Source organism: Robertmurraya korlensis NBRC 107688, assembly GCF_001591645.1.
Taxonomy (GTDB): domain Bacteria; phylum Bacillota; class Bacilli; order Bacillales; family Cytobacillaceae; genus Robertmurraya_A.
This window is the reverse complement of record NZ_BCVH01000001.1, coordinates 549711-566042: the sequence shown is the minus strand read 5'-3', so window position 1 is coordinate 566042 and position 16332 is coordinate 549711. Positions and strand designations below refer to the sequence as shown.

Here is a 16332-nt window from a genome sequence, read left to right as displayed (position 1 = left end):
ACCTCATTTTAACAAAAAATAGCCAAGGACCCTATCGGGGCACCTTGACTAGGTTTTATGGTTTTAAAATTACCTTTATACAGCCATCCGTTTTTGTATCAAACACTTCATAGCCTTTTTTGGCATCATCAAGAGAGAGCTTATGAGTGATGATATCTCCCGGATCAAATACACCTTCCGTGATCATATTATACAATTGCGGTAAATATGGAATAACCGGCGCTTGTCCTGTACGTATATTCACATTTCGATTAAAGATATCTCCTAGTGGAAAAGCGTTATATCTGGCTCCATAAGCACCAGTTAGCTGAATCATTCCGCCTTTACGAACCGCTTGGGCAGCAATCGCAACTGATCCAAGTGCTCCTCCTTGAAGCTTCATTCCTGTCGCAAGAAACTCTAACGGTGACATTTTCCCGTCCATACCTACGCAGTCAATGACTACATCGGCCCCACCGTTTGTAATTTCCTTTAAATGAAGTCCGATTTCCTTTTCCTGCTCAAAATTAATGGTTTCAACTTTGTTATGCTGTTTTGCATGGCTTAATCGGTAGTCAACATAATCTACGGCAATTACTCGTTCTGCTCCTTTTAGCCAAGCAAACTTTTGTGCCATCAATCCAATCGGACCACAACCTAGAATAATAACGGTGTCTCCTTTTTTCACACCCGCATTATCCACACTCCAGTATGAGGTGGGGATGACATCACTTAGAAGACATAGCAACTCGTCTTCAACCTCACAGTTTTCTGGTATTTTAAAAGGGGTAAAATTCCCGTATGGAACACGTAAATACTCCGCCTGGCCACCAGGGTATCCACCAAATGTCTCTGAATAACCAAAATAAGCACCTGCATCCCCATGAGGATTAGAGTTATCGCATTGACTAGTTAAATCACTTTTACAGTACACACATTCCCCACAGCTTACATTGAAGGGAACAATGACCCGATCTCCTTTTTTCACATGGGTTACCTCAGGCCCTACCTCTTCGACAATCCCCATAGGCTCATGGCCAATTATGTAATCTTCCGGGAAATTCGGAATCATCCCGTGAATAAGATGTAGGTCTGATCCACAAATTGCTGTTGTCGTGATTTTAACAATAATGTCGTCTTTTTTTTCTATTCTTGGATCAGAGACCTCTTTCACCTTAACATTTTTAATCCCTTGATATGTTACTGCTTTCATTTCTACCTACCTCCTTCCCGATTAGTCATTTGGTGTTGCAAATAGTCCAAGCCTAGACGTATCCTCTTGAAAAAGTTTCATCTTGGCTATTTTCACAGCTGTATCAGCAGCCTTTAAATCCACAGCAAATTGGTTTTGGACATCGACAGGATTTAACCAATCACGACGAACCATATAATTTGAGACTTCCTCATGAAGATCCATGGCTTGCTCCATCTGTTTGACTAAAACAGCACGTACTTCTGACGTAGTTGTTTCTGTAATGGCTATTGCATAATTACGGATAGCGTTTTTAATTGTTAATAAAAAATCTAAGGCAAGAGCTGAATCCGCTTGGTCAGGCATATCAACGGCATTATCAACATCTAAAAAATCATCGTTCATATAAAACACCTCCTAGTGTAAATTAGGGATATGCTCGTAAAGGTCTCTTAACTCATTAATTGCTTGAATGGATTGTTGAACATCCTTCTCCATCAGCGCTCGCAAATCTTGATCAAATACAATTCCTTGGATTAATTTTGATTTTAGTAAAGAGACTGTTTTCATGTTTAGGATTTCATGCAAATCCATTGTCTCGTGGTACGCCAAATAGGATTTATCCATATTTTCACCTCTTCCATAGTTAGCCATTTGTATTATTTCCAAGTCCGAATAGTATTAATTCTATTTGTTATTGTAAAATAATGGAGCGTGCATAACCGGAGGAAAGAAATGAAAAATAGTAGTAGTGCTGCTACATACCCAGGGGGTGAATGAGAAATGAATAATTTAATTAAGAAGATAACAGGAATGGGTGGTATGACCGATCAAGTAATTGCCACCGACTTCCTCATATCCACAAAAGCAGGTGTTAGAAATTTAGCCTTTGCTTTTACAGAATCGGCAACGCCAGAAGTGAAGCAGGAGCTTAGATCTCAACTTAGAGTCGCAATAGACACACATGCAACGATAAGCACATACATGATTGAAAATGGCTACTATTATCCACACCAATTTGCCGAACAAATGCATTTAGAGCGTAATACCTCTGATACAGCCATTCAATTAAATGAAAAAATGCAGTAAATACAAAAACGGAGACCATATTTGGTCTCCGTTTTTTTCATAATCAAGAAAGATGACAACTTCAGGGAGTCTAAGCCATATACTTTTTTTAAGAGTATGCGAAAGTAGGTGGCGGTTTGTCTCAAAACCAAAAGGAAATATTTCAGTTTCAAAACCTTCAAGAAAATCATATGTCTTTCGAAGATATTTTCCAAAGAATTATTTCGTTTATGCGGCTGCAACCCAGTGGAAACTATCGTCTAATGGTTGGAACAGACTCACAGGTTCACCCCAATCGTACCCTTTTTATTAGTGGGGTCGTCATTCAAAATATCGGAAAAGGTGCCTGGGCGTGTATTCGTAAAGTGGTAGAACCTCGAGAAATGAAACAGCTTCATGAACGGATTTCCTACGAAACGACACTTACAGAAAGAATTGTTTCTCTATTCACCGAAGCTCATAAAAACCATCTTATTGATATTGTTCTTCCTCATATATACCACGGTGCCTCGTTTACAATGGAAGGACATATTGATATTGGTTCTGGTCAGCGAAACAAAACGCGTGAATACGTGCAAGAAATGGTGACAAGAATTGAATCAATGGGTTTTGAACCCAAGATCAAACCTGATTCTTTCGTTGCCTCCAGTTACGCCAACCGATATACAAAATAACCTACGATCTTTTATGGCGTGCTGCATGACAGTGATCACAAATAGGAAAATCGTAATTCCATGGTAAATGGCGTCCACACACACGACATCTTTTCGCAAATGAACCAACATCTGTTTGAAGCTTTTCATGGACCTCGTCACTCAACTCATTCCTTACTCTTTCCCAATAAATTGCTTCTGTTCTCCGATCTAATCGATACAAAAACAATAAATGCAATCCTAACTTTTTATACGATAACTCGAGGTCCTCCAATGTTCGCTTTTTAATAAAGGGTTCAGGCAGGTCTTCGTTATTAATAATAGCAAATATGGTCTCATACCATTGCTGAATTAATGCTTGCTCTCTTGAGGCAAACGGAAGATGTAAAAATCCATATAAATCTTGCAAGGAGAGACGTGCTTCTATTTCTGTTCCTTTAACAATTTCATATAGCTCCCGCTCTTCAGCTAAGCTTGCCTTTTCCGTTCCCCTAGGATTTTTGAAACGATCCCATAATTCAAAAAATGTCCCCAAGTCCCGGTAATACGTTTGAAACCTTTCTAACACACCCGTTGTAGGTGCAATGGCAAAGGTGTGTACAGGTTCATCCTCTTGTTCCAATCTTCTTCTCATTAGCCGGATATCCTTTGTAAATGCCACTTTTCCAACATCATAAATTCCTTTTCGTCCTGCCCTTCCAGCAATTTGTTTGATTTCCTGTGAAGTCAAAAGTCGCCTTCTTGTTCCATCAAATTTTTCATTTTCTAGAAACACAATTCGACGAATCGGTAAATTTAGACCCATCCCAATTGCGTCAGTCGAAACGATCACCTTTGATTTCCCCTCAATAAATTGTTGAATTTGTTTTTTTCTTGTCTCAGGAGGCATGCTTCCGTATATAACACTGACAGAATGCCGATCGTTTTGAAGTCTTGATGCCGTTTCTAGAACCCTACGACGGGAAAAACAAATCAAAGCATCTCCCTTTCGAACTTGTTTGATTGAAAATTCATTCCCCTCTACTTCTAGTGGAATGTCACGCTTATACTCATGAATTTCCGTTTTGGATTCTCCTAGTAGCTGTAGTATCATATTTTTTGAATTTCTACTACCTATGATATGTACTTCACGAGCTCTAGCTTTTGTAATAGCCTTAAACCATGAAAAACCTCGATCCTTATCCGTAATCATCTGCGCCTCATCAATAACAATTACATCATAACGATCCTTCTCATGAAACATTTCAACGGTTGAAGCAATGTGGGTTGCACCTGGAGTCAATTTCTCCTCTTCACCCGTTTTTAAAGAACATGGTATACCATCCGCATTCAATTTATCATATACCTCAAGCGCAAGAAGCCTAAGCGGACCAAGGTACAAGCCACTTGACGCCCTTTTCATTCTTTCTAAAGCATGATACGTTTTACCCGTATTTGTTTCTCCCACATGAATGATGTATTCGACACTTGGATCATAGATCACTCCATATTCCCGTCCAAATATATCGTCCATCATCCGCTCTTCTTCTTCAATTTTTCTACGTCGTTCAGCTTCCTCCTCTACTTTACGTTTCTGTCTTTCCGTTTTTTGCTCTTCATATAACTTTTTATGAAAGTCTAGATCATAAGGAGTTTCTACAGCGTGAAGCAAGTGATCAATGTATTCTTCCTCTAATTCAGATATCATTTTGGAAAATAAAGATTCTAACTCATCTTCCACTAGTTCCTTAATCTTTGATTTGGAAAGAGCTTGCCCAGTTAGCTGGGTAAAATCACTTTTTGTATCATCATCAAGATTCGTCAGCACCTTTGAAGGGGCAAGACCTAGTAAATTTTTCCAAATAAAAGAACTATACAAGTCACCATATGTTTCATACTCATAATAAAACCTGCCATCATAATTCGTTTTCTGAATATCACCTGTTAACTCATCCAAAAAGGAAGAAAAAGACTGTTCCCCCATTTCCTCTAAGCTACCTTCTATTTCAAGCTTCTCTTCTAGTGCATATGTATCTAGCCTTTTATATCTAGGCTTTGATTGAATGTCAGCTTTCATTTGTAAACCGACTAGGTATCTAATATAAAGATAAAGACTGTTATATCCACTAGAGAATACTTCAGAAGCCTTATCCTTTATCGCTTCTAGAACAGACTCCCTTTTAATTAGTTTTTGACTAGCTTCTTCCCTTTTTTGAACCTGCTCCATCGTAAGCTTATATAAATCATTCCATTTTTCATATTCTTGACCGTATGTTTCCTCTAGCCAATCTGTTACTTTAAATGGTTCATAATCTCTCACCTCTGTGCGAAACAGGTGGTCAATCAATTTTCTAGCCATTCCCTCGGTGTCTATCCCAAGCTCCTGTAAAAACTCTTTTTTATCAACGCGGGGAACCTGGTTAGATACTCTTGTTAACCACACATTCACCCAAATTTGATCAAGATAATGTCCCCTCGAACGGATATATTCCTCAAAAGTAGGAATATCTTGCTGTTGTTCAAAGAAGGACTCAATATCCTGATGGATTTTCATTTTTGTATGTACGATACTTTCACCATGTATTTTTTCCAATGACATTTTTCTACCTCCAAATAGGTATCTCTTTCGATTAACCATACCATTAATTGATATTGTTTTAAATCATATGGATTTTTATCCTTTTTCACCTTTGCGTCTCGTCTAAAAAGATGCTATGATTACTTTGCTCCCTCCGAACATTCGCTTGTTGCGGGACACTTAACCATGTACGGACGGAGGGAGTTGGTGTCTGCTATGCAGACACCATTTTTAATAACAAAAGGGGCGAATTCTGTGAGTGTACATAAAGCATTAACTAATCATGCGAAAAAACTAAATTCTATTCTAACCCAATACGCAAATCTAGACCGTGAACGGGAATTGCATATAGAAGAAGCATTATCTCTTTATGAAAGAGGCCTTCCCTTCGCTACTGATAATATTAATTCGATTACAACCCAGATGAACAAACTCTCTAAACAAATTGAAAATCTTCCTCCTCGAAAACTTGTAACAAAGGAAATGGTCGAAGAATATGCAAATAGGAAATAATTAGCTCAGCAGAAGGGAGAGACCTTCTGCTTTTTATTTTTAAAAATTTACACTTCTTTTGACGAATTTAAAGAAGTTTTGTCGCTAAGATAGGAATTCAATTTTTAAGGAAGAACATTACTATAAAAGGAGTTGAGAATATGAATACGAGTTCGGTTGCAAAACAATTAGGAGTATCCTCTAGCACCGTTAAACGTTGGGTAAAACAATTAAAGCTGAACCTTGATAGAAATGAAATGGGTCATTTCACTTATCGGCAAGAAGACGTAGACCTTTTAATGACTTACAAGGAACAGCAAAACGAAGCTTTACTTGTATACCATGAAATAGCGGCTGGTAAAGAGTTTGCACGTGTAGGAACTGTTCATTCGTCAATTGTAGATGAGAATTCTTTTCTATTAAACCGCATCAAGTGTTTAGAATCCATTGTTCAGACAAAGGCAGACCAAGTTGTCGCTTATCAGATTCTCCAACACCGACGAGAAATGGAGGAAATGCAAGCTACCCTCGAAAAACTTGAAGAAAGAATACGTGTCTTAGAAGCAACGCAAGTCCCCCCTTCAACCCTTGTCGATCCATCCGAACAACCAATAAATATCAAACCTAGAAGGCAGAAAAAACAGAATATCCTACAAAGTATATTTCGTTCTTCCACCCAACACAGCTCTTAGCATCTAAGATGTGTTTTTTTTTTGTCCCTTTTAAGAGAAATGAGCATGTAAGACATATAAATATCTTAAAAGCAAGTATTCTTTTCCACAAACTAGGTTTTTTTATAAAAATAGAAATTTTTGTGAAAACACCTCTATTTTTTCGACATTATTCTTTCCTATTTAATAGTTTTCATATAAAATTAATCTCGTTTGGATGAAGTGATATATTATTGGAGGTTACATGATGGTTTTCAAGAAGAAAGACAAGTTTAATACTTTGTTAAGCAGCATTGCACAAAATCTAAAAGAAGGTGCAGATTATTTCGCTGATTACAAATTAAAAAATGTGAGCGATTTAAAAATATTCTCCGAGACGTTAAAGGATTACGAAACTAAAGGAGATTCATATGTACACGAAGTAATAAGAGAGTTAAATAACGCTTTTATTACTCCAATTGAGCGTGAAGATATTCTCCTTCTAGCTATGAGTATGGATGATGTGATTGATGGGATAGAGCATTGTTCAGCAATGTTTGAAATGTACAATATTACTCAAGCTGACGAATTTATGGTGAAGTTTGTGGAAGCAATCAGAAGCTGTGCAATTGAAATCCAACAGTCCGTTGAATTGCTCTCTACTAAAAAGCTACCGGCTATCCGTGAACATGCTATTAAAATTAAAGATTATGAATCAAAATGTGATGGAATTCTTCGTCAGTCAATCAAGCATTTATTCTCAGTAGAAAAAGATCCAATTCGTGTTATTCAATACAAGGAAATTTATGAAGAACTTGAAGAAATTGCTGATAGCTGTCAAGGTGTGGCAAACACACTTGAAACCATCATCATGAAAAATGCATAAGGGGACTTATTAATATGGATGCATTATTTGTGATAACAATTTTAATAGTAATCGGTGCTCTAGCGTTTGACTTCATTAACGGCTTCCACGATACAGCAAATGCGATTGCGACTGCTGTTTCTACAAAAGCATTAAAACCTAGACACGCGATCATACTTGCAGCAGTCATGAATTTCTTAGGAGCAATGACATTCACAGGTGTTGCAAAAACAATAACAAAAGATATTGTGGATCCCTTTACTCTTCAAAACGGTTCACTAGTTATTTTAGCCGCCTTAATTGCAGCTATTTTTTGGAACTTACTAACTTGGTACTATGGTATTCCAAGTAGCTCATCTCATGCGATTATTGGATCTATTGCGGGAGCAGCGATTGCCGCTGCAGGATTTACTTCTCTGAATTACACAGGATTCCTAAAAATCTTACAGGCTTTACTTTTTTCTCCCATCCTTGCGTTTGTAGCAGGATATATTGTTTATAGCATTTTTAAAGTAATCTTCAAACATAATAATTTAGCTAAGACTAATAAAAATTTCCGTATTTTTCAAATTTTCACAGCAGCCTTACAAGCTTATACACACGGAACCAATGATGCTCAAAAAGCGATGGGAATTATTACGATGGCATTAATCGCCAACGGATTCACTACTTCTACCGATATTCCTTTCTGGGTTCAATTTTCCTGTGCTTTGGCGATGGGGTTAGGCACAAGTGTTGGTGGGTGGAAAATCATCAAGACAGTCGGCGGTAAAATTATGAAAATTAGACCTGTTAATGGGGTAGCAGCTGACTTAACTGGTGCCATGATAATTTTTGGTGCGACGTATATTCATCTACCAGTAAGTACCACTCATGTTATTTCGTCTTCTATTTTAGGAGTTGGTGCTTCTCACCGCCTAAAGGGTGTTAAGTGGGGAACCGCTCAAAGAATGCTCATAACTTGGGTAATTACATTACCAATTTCTGCAACAATTGCAGCTTTATGTTATTATTTCCTTAATATGATTTTCTAGGAAAATGAAAACTTCGAGTTCAATGACTCGAAGTTTTTTATATTTTTCTACTATTTTTCTTTTGTTTATTCATGACCTCGTAAGACTTATCAATAATATCAGTAAGTACGTCACCTTTATAAACTCTTCCGATCTTTGTATGCTCCTGATAATACTCAACAATTTCATCTAGTTTTTCTAGTGTCTCTTTTGTCACACGTACGTTTAGTTGAACTCTTTTCTCTACTCCCATTCCCGCAACCATCCTCCTATTACCTTTTCATCATAGTGCTAGCATCTGCTAACACAATTATATCAATTAATATACCAATGTCTATCAAAAAAGGATGTCTTTTTATTGACATCCTTTTTACTCATTTATTCTTTTGTATCTAAAGGCTTTAGCTTTGCCTCTATGCTGCTTCGTTGAGCTTCAAAGTACGGAGGTAGCGCGAGCCCTTCTCCTAGATTCTCAAATGATTCATCACCCTCAAACCCTGGACCGTCTGTAGCTAATTCAAATAAAATTCCATTAGCCTCTCGAAAATATAAAGACTTAAAGTAATATCTTTCTACAAACCCTGAACTAGGAACTCGTAACTCTTTTAAATACTGGACCCACTTTCGCAATTGATCTTCATCTTCAACACGAAAAGCTACGTGGTGAACACTCCCTCTTCCTGGTCTTTCAACTGGAAGGTCAGCCTCCTCAATAACATGCAATTCAGCCCCTGAACCACCTAACCCCGTTTCATACACCGTAACTTTCTTTTCTTTTAGCATATACGTTCCCACTTCACGAAACCCTAATACTCGGGTTAATATCATAGCAGTTGATTCCTGCTTTGCAACCGTCAACATCACGGGACCTAACCCTATAATTGCGTGTTCAACAGGAACGGGACTTTTCTCCCAAGGCTTCCCGCCTTCAACACCACGGTTATTCTCATCTGAAACAAGCATGAGTCTCTGTCCCTCAAAGTCCTTAAAAGCTAGAGATAGTCTCTCATATATCCTGGTTTCTTCAAAATCAATACCTAAGGAAGCGAATCTTTCCTTCCAATATTGGATAGCAGAATCTGATGAGACACGTAGAGAAGTGGTTGAGATACTATTGGTACCATATCTCGTTTGCCCTGCATTTGGTATTTCAAAAAAGGTTAGATCGGTGCCTGGATTTCCTCTCTCATCAGCATAAAACAAATGATATACAGAGGTATCATCTTGGTTTACTGTTTTTTTCACAAGTCGTAGTCCAAGTGTTTTTGTATAAAATTCATAATTCCCCTTTGCATTGGCTGTAATGGCCGATACATGGTGTTGACCTTTTAAAGGCAATAACTGCTCCATATTTCACACTTCCTTATCTTTAATTAAAATATCTCAAATTAAAAGCATTTACTTTATTGTGCATTATTTTTCTTCTTAATGCAAATAAATAATATTTACGTTGTACTAAATGTAAAGACATGTTATAGTAATAAAGCGATGAGCTGAATTGCATAAGTCGAGAGACGCTCCTTAATTGGAATACACGAATGTGGCGTGTAGTCTCGTCGCCGCAATACGCAGAAAAGACTCCTTTTGGGGTCTTTTCTTTTTTTATATATTCTCCAACTGTGATAGAAAATAGGTACAAAGAGCCTCTGAAGATACTCGTACTGATACATATGGCGGTAATGTTCCACTGACCGCTTCATAAGGGACCCCAATCCAGAGAATCTTCTGATCAACCATGACAATAGGAAATGGGGGCTGGTTCTCTTTTTTCAGATGTTTGTACTTAACGTTACTCCGTTGTAAAAATCGGTTCCACTCATTTGATAATTGCTTTCCCTCTGGGAGTGAAACAATTATTTCCGTTTTTGCTGAGATTACATCGCTCATCACTTTTTCAAGCTTCTTCGCATGCATCCAGGATACATCTGTGTGTTGATTTTTTATCCAGGTGCCTATTTGTCCTGGTGTTACCACTTGATTCATTTGTTCTTGAAATTCCACTAACCTTCGAATCGTTTTATCTCTGTATACCTTCTGATTTATGTATGTACGATTAACAATATGGACGAATTTCCCCTTTGTTCTTGTCACTGCCACATTTATTAACCGCTCACTCTCTTTCCCAGTTAATAACATACTCGGTCTAGCCTCAGGTAATGAATCAACCGTATCAAAAACCATTACTTCCCTTTCGCTGCCTTGAAATTTATGTACGGTTGCCGCAAAGATTTCCCCATTCCCAAGTTGCTGATTATACAGATCTTGTAACAGTATTCCCATTAATTCTGCTTGGGCACGGTACGGAGTTGTATACCCAATGTCTCTAGAACCCCCTTGATATAATTCATGAATAACCTGGAATGAAAGTAAGAGTTGCAAAATATTAAATCGAGATCCTGTAGTGGAACGCATACAATACTCCCCCATATGGCTCGTATCTAATAAAATTGATGCCATCTTCGGGAAAGGTGCTCTATTCGCAATCGGCTCTCTTACTCTATACATACTTTCGTAATCTTTTACAAGCCCCATATAAACAAAGCGATTTGTAAATGCCGAGATTTCTGGATGCATCCTTCTTTGTTCTGAGAGCAAAAATAAATGAGGATGCAATATCCCTTCATCCAACCCTCTTACAACACCAGATTTATGAAACACATCCTCTTTTAACCATTCATTAACTAACGGGTGTTTAGAATGAGCAATTGGTGGAAGCTGTTTAAAATCACCACATACAATGCTCTTTTTCCCAAGTGAAACCGCAAAAGCAACTTGTGGTATATAGGCCATACTCACTTCGTCGAGAATGACCAAATCATATTCCTTCTCATAAATTGAGGGATCGGTGGCGGCTTTAGCAAGTGTCGTTCCAATTACCTCTGCATCTTTTACAAACGCTATTTCTTTTGAACGAATTTTATCTATTATCTGCCCTAGCTTTTTCTCTACTTCTAATAGTGCTTGAGAGTCCCTAGTTGTGAAGGACCCTGTTAAATCCTTTTTTAATAAGTGTCTTTCATTCCTTATTTCTTCTCTTTGCTCAGAAAGTTCGGGATGGTTTCTTTTTAATAAGTAATCTATGGTTAAAGGCGTATCCTGTAATACTTCACTAACCTGCGATCCGTATCGAAGAAGTTCCCCAACCTGTAGCTTATTTTGTTTGCTAACAAAACGTAGTATCTCTAACATTAACACGTCAACTGCTTGGTTACTTTGAGAGAGAACAAGAACCTTTTTCCCTTTTAAATATTTATTTGCAACAACACGAGCTAAAGTATAGGTCTTTCCGGTTCCAGGGGGACCCCAAACAAAAGTAATCGGATTATATTTTGATCGAAGGACAAGCTCATGTACATTTGATTTTATTTTCTCTAGAGGATGGCGTGACAACATACTTGGATCCATCATTTTATGAATCCGAGCCCTTTTCTTCTTGCTTGAACGAATTTCCTGAAGGCGATTGATTAATTCATCAAGAAGCTCCCACGGATCATATTGGAGCATAAGTTCACTTAAGACGGCCCCCATATATTGTTCAACCTCTACCATTATACTTTTCCCTTCAGATGATAAAACCCTTCCTGCTATTTTCCGTTCTCCCCACCATAGTGTCACTTTGGATCCGATAGGAATACTTGTCGTAGTTGATGCTGTATTAAAATAATAAATATAAGGTTCCTTCTCATTAATTGCATAGCCATGTATAAGACGATACTTAGTGCTTCCGTATTTTTTTAAGTATGCTATTTCCATCTGAATGGCCTTTTGCCAAACTTGTAAGTATGCTGCCATTGTAGTCTTCCCTTTTATTAAAAGTAAAAACTCAGGGCATATCACACTGAGTTTTGTTCGACCTATATTATAGCTTTAATCAGGATTAAAAAATAGGTTTAATTGTTATATTTAGATAGCCTTTGGATTTGTAAATGGTCATCCTTAAAGAATTCTTGACCATCTTCAAGAGCCAAGTTTCGTCCCAAAGGTAACTGAAACATATCAACATCAACGATATATTTAGGCCGTCTTTTGGACTCCTTGTAGATTTTTCCAATATATTCCCCTATTAAACCGATTGCGATTAACTGAAGGCCCCCTATCAACCAAATAGAAGTAATAAGGGACGTCCAACCAAGCTCGGTATTTCCAAAATACTTTAAACACAGAAAATATAGTGCAAAGAAGAGACTAATAAAAAATGATAATAAACCTCCCACTAGTACCAGACGTATTGGTGTAACTGAGAATGACGTAATTCCATTAAACGCAAACGATAGCATTTTGCGCAAAGGGTATTTACTTTCACCAGCTGTTCGTTCTTTTCTTTCATAGAATACCTTGGTAGATTGAAACCCAAGTAGAGGAATAATTCCTCTTAAAAACATGTTTACCTCTTCAAACCCTTGTAAATACTCAGCTGCTCGCTTACTCAATAAACGATAGTCCGCGTGATTATATACAAGGTCAACCCCCATTTTGTTCATTACCTTATAAAAAGTTTCTGCAGTAAATCTTTTAAAGAATGTATCCGAATCACGCTTTTCTCTAACACCGTAAATAACTTCATAGCCCATATGATATTTCTCGATAAACTCCCTCATCACGTGAATATCGTCCTGTAAATCAGCATCAATCGTAATAATTGCATCCGAAGTTTCTGTTGCGATGTGAATTCCTGCTAGTAAGGCATTTTGATGCCCCACATTTCTAGACAGCTTTACACCCTTAATCACACCGTTTTTTAACGTTTCTTTATAAATTAAATTCCAAGTTTGATCTTTGCTACCATCATCTACAAACAAAATCTTACTTTTAGGAGAAATTAGCCCCTCATCTACCATGCTAGTCACTAAACTGGATAATTCACAAAATGTTTTTAGTAATATATCTTCCTCATTGTAACAAGGTACAACAATCGTTAAGTTTGTTGGATTCAAAGTAGTGATCCTCCTAGATAGTTAATATAGTTTGTATAGGTAAATGGTCCAAGCAGAGCTTTCCGATTGAAATATTTTTTCAAGCTGCAATTTATTTTCAGAAGCATTTTTGATAGGCAAGGCTGAAAATACATATTCTCCACCTAGCTCTTTTAATTTAGAAGGCTGTAGTTCTAATTTTTTTAGCGTTTTGGAGGAGTTCTTTTTGATCATATAATGCTTTCCGATTTGAGCTGTAAATATGTAGCACCTGCCACCCCATTCATCGAAATACCTTTTGATCTTTTTGTTCTTCTTTAATTCCTTCTCTATAATCGTTCGAAATTGATGCTTATAAGTCAAAGGGTAAAAGTTATTATACGTATCTAGCGTATAAAAGCCGTTATATTGCGAAATCGCTGGGTGAATTCCTATACTTACAATTCGGTAATCACTTACTGGTCTACCAATAAACGTTTTTATAGCAGTAAATTGTTCAGTTGCGTAAAATTCCTTTACGGTTGGTTTACGGTGGTTAATAATTTCTTCATTAAATGCAAATAACAGCAGAATTTGTGCAAGAAGGATGTACCGTATATATCCGTTTCTTTGAATACACCTCTTAATAATAAACAAAGCCTGTGCAAAGTTGATATAGATAATAAGCGGCCTAAGAAAGTGAAAACGCGCGAAGTTAAACGTATTCAAAAAGTGAAATCTTTCAACGATTGGCACCCAACCTTCAAAAAACCAAAAGGCGTACCAAAGCGATAAGAAAAAGTTTACTAACAATAAGCAGATATATACTTTGTCCACTTTCCAACTCTTATTTTTTAGAACTAAGAAAAGGGCAATCAAGAGAATCGGAAGGATGATTAACCCATGAACGGTCATGACATGGGTATGTCCTAGGATAAAATTCTTAAAGGTCAAGCGAATAACCCTATGTAAAGGTAACGTAGCATGAATGTATTCATCACGACTATTAGGTTCTCCAGCAACGAGAAAAGAACTAACTAGACGATATTCCACAAGCAAAAAAATGACTGTCATATACACGATCGAAAGAAACAAACGAACTTGTAGTTTTTTACTCGTCAATAGATCATAAAACCAGAAAATACCCATTGCAACCAAAAAGAAGAAAAAACCAAGTACAAAGCTAGAATACAGAGGTAATAAAGTAAAAATGATACCGTTTTTCCATGTTTTCTTTCCGCTACGAACATTTAAAAAAGCCCATAAAGCCAAAGGCATACCTAGTGTACTTAACATCCCTGACGGCCAAAAGGGAGTTAAGGCAAATGCTAATGCGACACCTATTCGTATCACGGCATTAGAAGCATCTTGAACAAAGTAGTCCCGCAGCAATAAGTACATGCCAAGAAAGGCAAAAAAGCGAGTAATCGCCTGGCTAATTGCATAGGCTGTCATCGTCGGAAGAAAATGATGAAGCCAGACAATACCACTAAATTCAGTTCCAAATGCATTTCTTGGAAGGCCATTTATTACTTGTGGGATGACAGCATCAATCCCTCCAAATATTTCGCCGCTTCGGGAAAGGACCTTATACCAAGCAAGATTGGAATCCAGATTATCATGAACTCGAATATGTGCATTTTCACCTAATACAAATAACGGCAACAAATATACCGTTATCGCTAATAAAGCAAACACGAACATTCTTCTTTCAAAAGTAGTTGAAAAATTAAACAAACTAGCCACCTCATTCAAAAAAGCTCCATTCCTAACTTTTGCATTATTACCGTAATTATTCCATTTTGTTTTGTTTTAGCATAAAAAAAGCCCCCAAGTTGGGAGCTTTATTTTATTTTTATTTTTTAATAAACATCTGGGTCCAATGGTTTCCAGATTCAACATATCCAACACCAATATGAGAATAGTTTCCACTTAGAATGTTTTTACGGTGTCCTTCACTATTCATCCAAGCCTGTACAACTTCCTCAGGAGTTCTTTGACCTTTTGCGATGTTTTCCCCAGCGCTTTGATACGTAATTCCGAAATCACGCATCATATCGAATGGAGAACCGTAAGTTGGACTTGTATGTGAAAAATATCCTTTGGTTTGCATATCACGTGATTTTTCACGAGCTACGTTACTGAGTTGAGTATCTGCTTGAAGGGCAGGAAGACCTGCTTTTCTTCGTTCCGCATTTGTTAACTCAATTACTCTCGACTCAATGGTGCTAATGGATCCAGCAGCAGGCGTCGTTTTTGGTGCTGGGGCTGGAGCAGCAGGAGCCGGTTGATTTTGATTTTGATTTTGATTTTGTGTTGGTGCTTGCTGTGGCTGTGTCGCTCTCGGCTGTTGTTGCTGTGTTGGCTGTTGCTGCCCAGGCTGGCTAACAAACTTCCATTGACCTTGTTTAATGAACTTGCTGTGTGGATATTTACTACTTGGTGTGCTCGTACTATAAGCATTGGGGTCAATTGTGATAACGCCATTTTTAATTTTTAAAATGTCTCCATTATGTGCTTGCGCTTTGGAGTTTCCTTTTCCTGTTGACCCGTTCATGCCAGCAGCTCCGAACCCTCGATCCTCACCTCTACCCTTTTTCACATAACGATTATCGTCGGTAGGTGACGGACCAGTACCTACATCCGTGCGACCAATCTCTCTGCCCTCGCGGTAATCCGAGTCCATATGATATTGGTGATCTCCTCTTCCTAAACGAACGAGAGGATTCATATCTGTATTGTTCACTCTTTGTGTTCTGTTTGTTGTATATCGTGTTGATTGGTCACTTGTAAACCCTACATCCGAAGTACCAGTTGTACGATTATTAGTATCTTCGGCTGCATTGTTATTACAAGCAGTTAGTAACATTAATGAAAAACCTACAGAAAGCAGACGCTTGTTCAATGTAAACCCCTCCTTTATATAAATAAGTGTTACATATGTATTGTTTCTCTTTAGAGACAAAACATT

The 16332-nt window shown here is 37.6% G+C and carries 16 protein-coding genes; 6 read left to right on the top strand and 10 right to left on the bottom strand.

What is annotated here, in order from left to right:
• Nucleotides 1–55: 55 nt before the first annotated feature.
• The 3 genes from BKO01S_RS02845 to BKO01S_RS02835 are packed head-to-tail and all read right to left on the bottom strand — an operon-like array spanning nucleotide 56 to nucleotide 1798.
• Nucleotides 56–1192, bottom strand: a complete 1137-nt coding sequence (locus BKO01S_RS02845; RefSeq protein WP_066048298.1) for a zinc-dependent alcohol dehydrogenase — start codon at nucleotides 1190–1192, stop codon at nucleotides 56–58.
• A gap of 21 nt (nucleotides 1193–1213) precedes the next feature.
• On the bottom strand, nucleotides 1214–1576 hold the full coding sequence (locus BKO01S_RS02840) for a spore coat protein (protein ID WP_066048295.1): 363 nt from the start codon (nucleotides 1574–1576) through the stop codon (nucleotides 1214–1216).
• A 12-nt stretch (nucleotides 1577–1588) separates the two neighbouring features.
• On the bottom strand, nucleotides 1589–1798 hold the full coding sequence (locus tag BKO01S_RS02835) for a spore coat protein (RefSeq protein WP_066048292.1): 210 nt from the start codon (nucleotides 1796–1798) through the stop codon (nucleotides 1589–1591).
• Between the two features lie 156 nt (nucleotides 1799–1954).
• Here BKO01S_RS02835 and BKO01S_RS02830 point away from each other — a divergent pair, with 156 nt between their 5' ends.
• Nucleotides 1955–2260, top strand: coding sequence for a spore coat protein (locus BKO01S_RS02830; RefSeq protein WP_066048291.1), 306 nt, complete (start codon nucleotides 1955–1957; stop codon nucleotides 2258–2260).
• 170 nt (nucleotides 2261–2430) lie between these two features.
• Entirely contained in the window at nucleotides 2431–2913 is a 483-nt protein-coding gene (locus BKO01S_RS02825; protein WP_066049531.1) for a ribonuclease H-like YkuK family protein, read from the top strand.
• 1 nt (nucleotide 2914) lies between these two features.
• Here BKO01S_RS02825 and BKO01S_RS02820 read toward each other — a convergent pair whose 3' ends face one another.
• On the bottom strand, nucleotides 2915–5470 hold the full coding sequence (locus BKO01S_RS02820) for a helicase-related protein (protein WP_066048286.1): 2556 nt from the start codon (nucleotides 5468–5470) through the stop codon (nucleotides 2915–2917).
• Nucleotides 5471–5704: 234 nt separating this feature from the next.
• On the opposite strand from BKO01S_RS02820, the gene BKO01S_RS02815 reads away from it, so the two are divergent.
• The 4 genes from BKO01S_RS02815 to BKO01S_RS02800 all read left to right on the top strand — a co-directional run bounded on the left by BKO01S_RS02815 (nucleotide 5705) and on the right by BKO01S_RS02800 (nucleotide 8490).
• Nucleotides 5705–5962, top strand: a complete 258-nt coding sequence (locus BKO01S_RS02815; RefSeq protein WP_066049528.1) for a DUF2533 family protein — start codon at nucleotides 5705–5707, stop codon at nucleotides 5960–5962.
• Nucleotides 5963–6102: 140 nt separating this feature from the next.
• Nucleotides 6103–6633: a MerR family transcriptional regulator gene (locus tag BKO01S_RS02810; RefSeq protein WP_066048284.1), complete on the top strand. Its 531-nt coding sequence runs from the start codon at nucleotides 6103–6105 to the stop codon at nucleotides 6631–6633.
• 226 nt (nucleotides 6634–6859) lie between these two features.
• Nucleotides 6860–7477 (top strand): DUF47 domain-containing protein, encoded by a 618-nt coding sequence (locus tag BKO01S_RS02805; protein ID WP_066048282.1) that lies wholly within the window; start codon nucleotides 6860–6862, stop codon nucleotides 7475–7477.
• A 14-nt stretch (nucleotides 7478–7491) separates the two neighbouring features.
• Nucleotides 7492–8490 (top strand): inorganic phosphate transporter, encoded by a 999-nt coding sequence (locus tag BKO01S_RS02800; protein WP_066048279.1) that lies wholly within the window; start codon nucleotides 7492–7494, stop codon nucleotides 8488–8490.
• A gap of 37 nt (nucleotides 8491–8527) precedes the next feature.
• On the opposite strand, the gene BKO01S_RS02795 is transcribed toward BKO01S_RS02800, so the two are convergent.
• From BKO01S_RS02795 to BKO01S_RS25135, 6 genes are all read right to left on the bottom strand, one after another.
• Nucleotides 8528–8722: a hypothetical protein gene (locus BKO01S_RS02795; RefSeq protein ID WP_066049525.1), complete on the bottom strand. Its 195-nt coding sequence runs from the start codon at nucleotides 8720–8722 to the stop codon at nucleotides 8528–8530.
• Between the two features lie 125 nt (nucleotides 8723–8847).
• A complete protein-coding gene (locus BKO01S_RS02790) occupies nucleotides 8848–9819 on the bottom strand; it encodes a ring-cleaving dioxygenase (RefSeq protein ID WP_066048276.1) in 972 nt (323 codons plus the stop codon).
• A gap of 252 nt (nucleotides 9820–10071) precedes the next feature.
• Entirely contained in the window at nucleotides 10072–12261 is a 2190-nt protein-coding gene (locus BKO01S_RS02785) for a DEAD/DEAH box helicase (RefSeq protein WP_066048273.1), read from the bottom strand.
• 98 nt (nucleotides 12262–12359) lie between these two features.
• Nucleotides 12360–13403, bottom strand: a complete 1044-nt coding sequence (locus BKO01S_RS02780) for a glycosyltransferase family 2 protein (RefSeq protein ID WP_066048270.1) — start codon at nucleotides 13401–13403, stop codon at nucleotides 12360–12362.
• A gap of 21 nt (nucleotides 13404–13424) precedes the next feature.
• Nucleotides 13425–15065 carry a DUF6044 family protein gene (locus BKO01S_RS02775; RefSeq protein ID WP_066049520.1) on the bottom strand — a complete coding sequence of 547 codons (1641 nt, stop codon included), beginning with the start codon at nucleotides 15063–15065 and terminating at the stop codon, nucleotides 13425–13427.
• Nucleotides 15066–15216: 151 nt separating this feature from the next.
• Nucleotides 15217–16266 carry a CAP domain-containing protein gene (locus BKO01S_RS25135; protein ID WP_066048267.1) on the bottom strand — a complete coding sequence of 350 codons (1050 nt, stop codon included), beginning with the start codon at nucleotides 16264–16266 and terminating at the stop codon, nucleotides 15217–15219.
• Between the last annotated feature and the right edge of the window lie 66 nt (nucleotides 16267–16332).

Excerpts from the sequence above, each read along its gene's own strand:
- BKO01S_RS02845 (WP_066048298.1), bottom strand. The coding sequence starts at position 1,192 with ATGAAAGCAGTAACATATCAAGGGATTAAAAATGTTAAGGTGAAAGAG.
- BKO01S_RS02840 (WP_066048295.1), bottom strand. The coding sequence starts at position 1,576 with ATGAACGATGATTTTTTAGATGTTGATAATGCCGTTGATATGCCTGAC.
- BKO01S_RS02835 (WP_066048292.1), bottom strand. The coding sequence starts at position 1,798 with ATGGATAAATCCTATTTGGCGTACCACGAGACAATGGATTTGCATGAA.
- BKO01S_RS02830 (WP_066048291.1), top strand. The coding sequence starts at position 1,955 with ATGAATAATTTAATTAAGAAGATAACAGGAATGGGTGGTATGACCGAT.
- BKO01S_RS02825 (WP_066049531.1), top strand. The coding sequence starts at position 2,431 with ATGTCTTTCGAAGATATTTTCCAAAGAATTATTTCGTTTATGCGGCTG.
- BKO01S_RS02820 (WP_066048286.1), bottom strand. The coding sequence starts at position 5,470 with ATGTCATTGGAAAAAATACATGGTGAAAGTATCGTACATACAAAAATG.
- BKO01S_RS02810 (WP_066048284.1), top strand. The coding sequence starts at position 6,103 with ATGAATACGAGTTCGGTTGCAAAACAATTAGGAGTATCCTCTAGCACC.
- BKO01S_RS02805 (WP_066048282.1), top strand. The coding sequence starts at position 6,860 with ATGGTTTTCAAGAAGAAAGACAAGTTTAATACTTTGTTAAGCAGCATT.
- BKO01S_RS02800 (WP_066048279.1), top strand. The coding sequence starts at position 7,492 with ATGGATGCATTATTTGTGATAACAATTTTAATAGTAATCGGTGCTCTA.
- BKO01S_RS02795 (WP_066049525.1), bottom strand. The coding sequence starts at position 8,722 with ATGGGAGTAGAGAAAAGAGTTCAACTAAACGTACGTGTGACAAAAGAG.
- BKO01S_RS02790 (WP_066048276.1), bottom strand. The coding sequence starts at position 9,819 with ATGGAGCAGTTATTGCCTTTAAAAGGTCAACACCATGTATCGGCCATT.
- BKO01S_RS02785 (WP_066048273.1), bottom strand. The coding sequence starts at position 12,261 with ATGGCAGCATACTTACAAGTTTGGCAAAAGGCCATTCAGATGGAAATA.
- BKO01S_RS02775 (WP_066049520.1), bottom strand. The coding sequence starts at position 15,065 with ATGTTCGTGTTTGCTTTATTAGCGATAACGGTATATTTGTTGCCGTTA.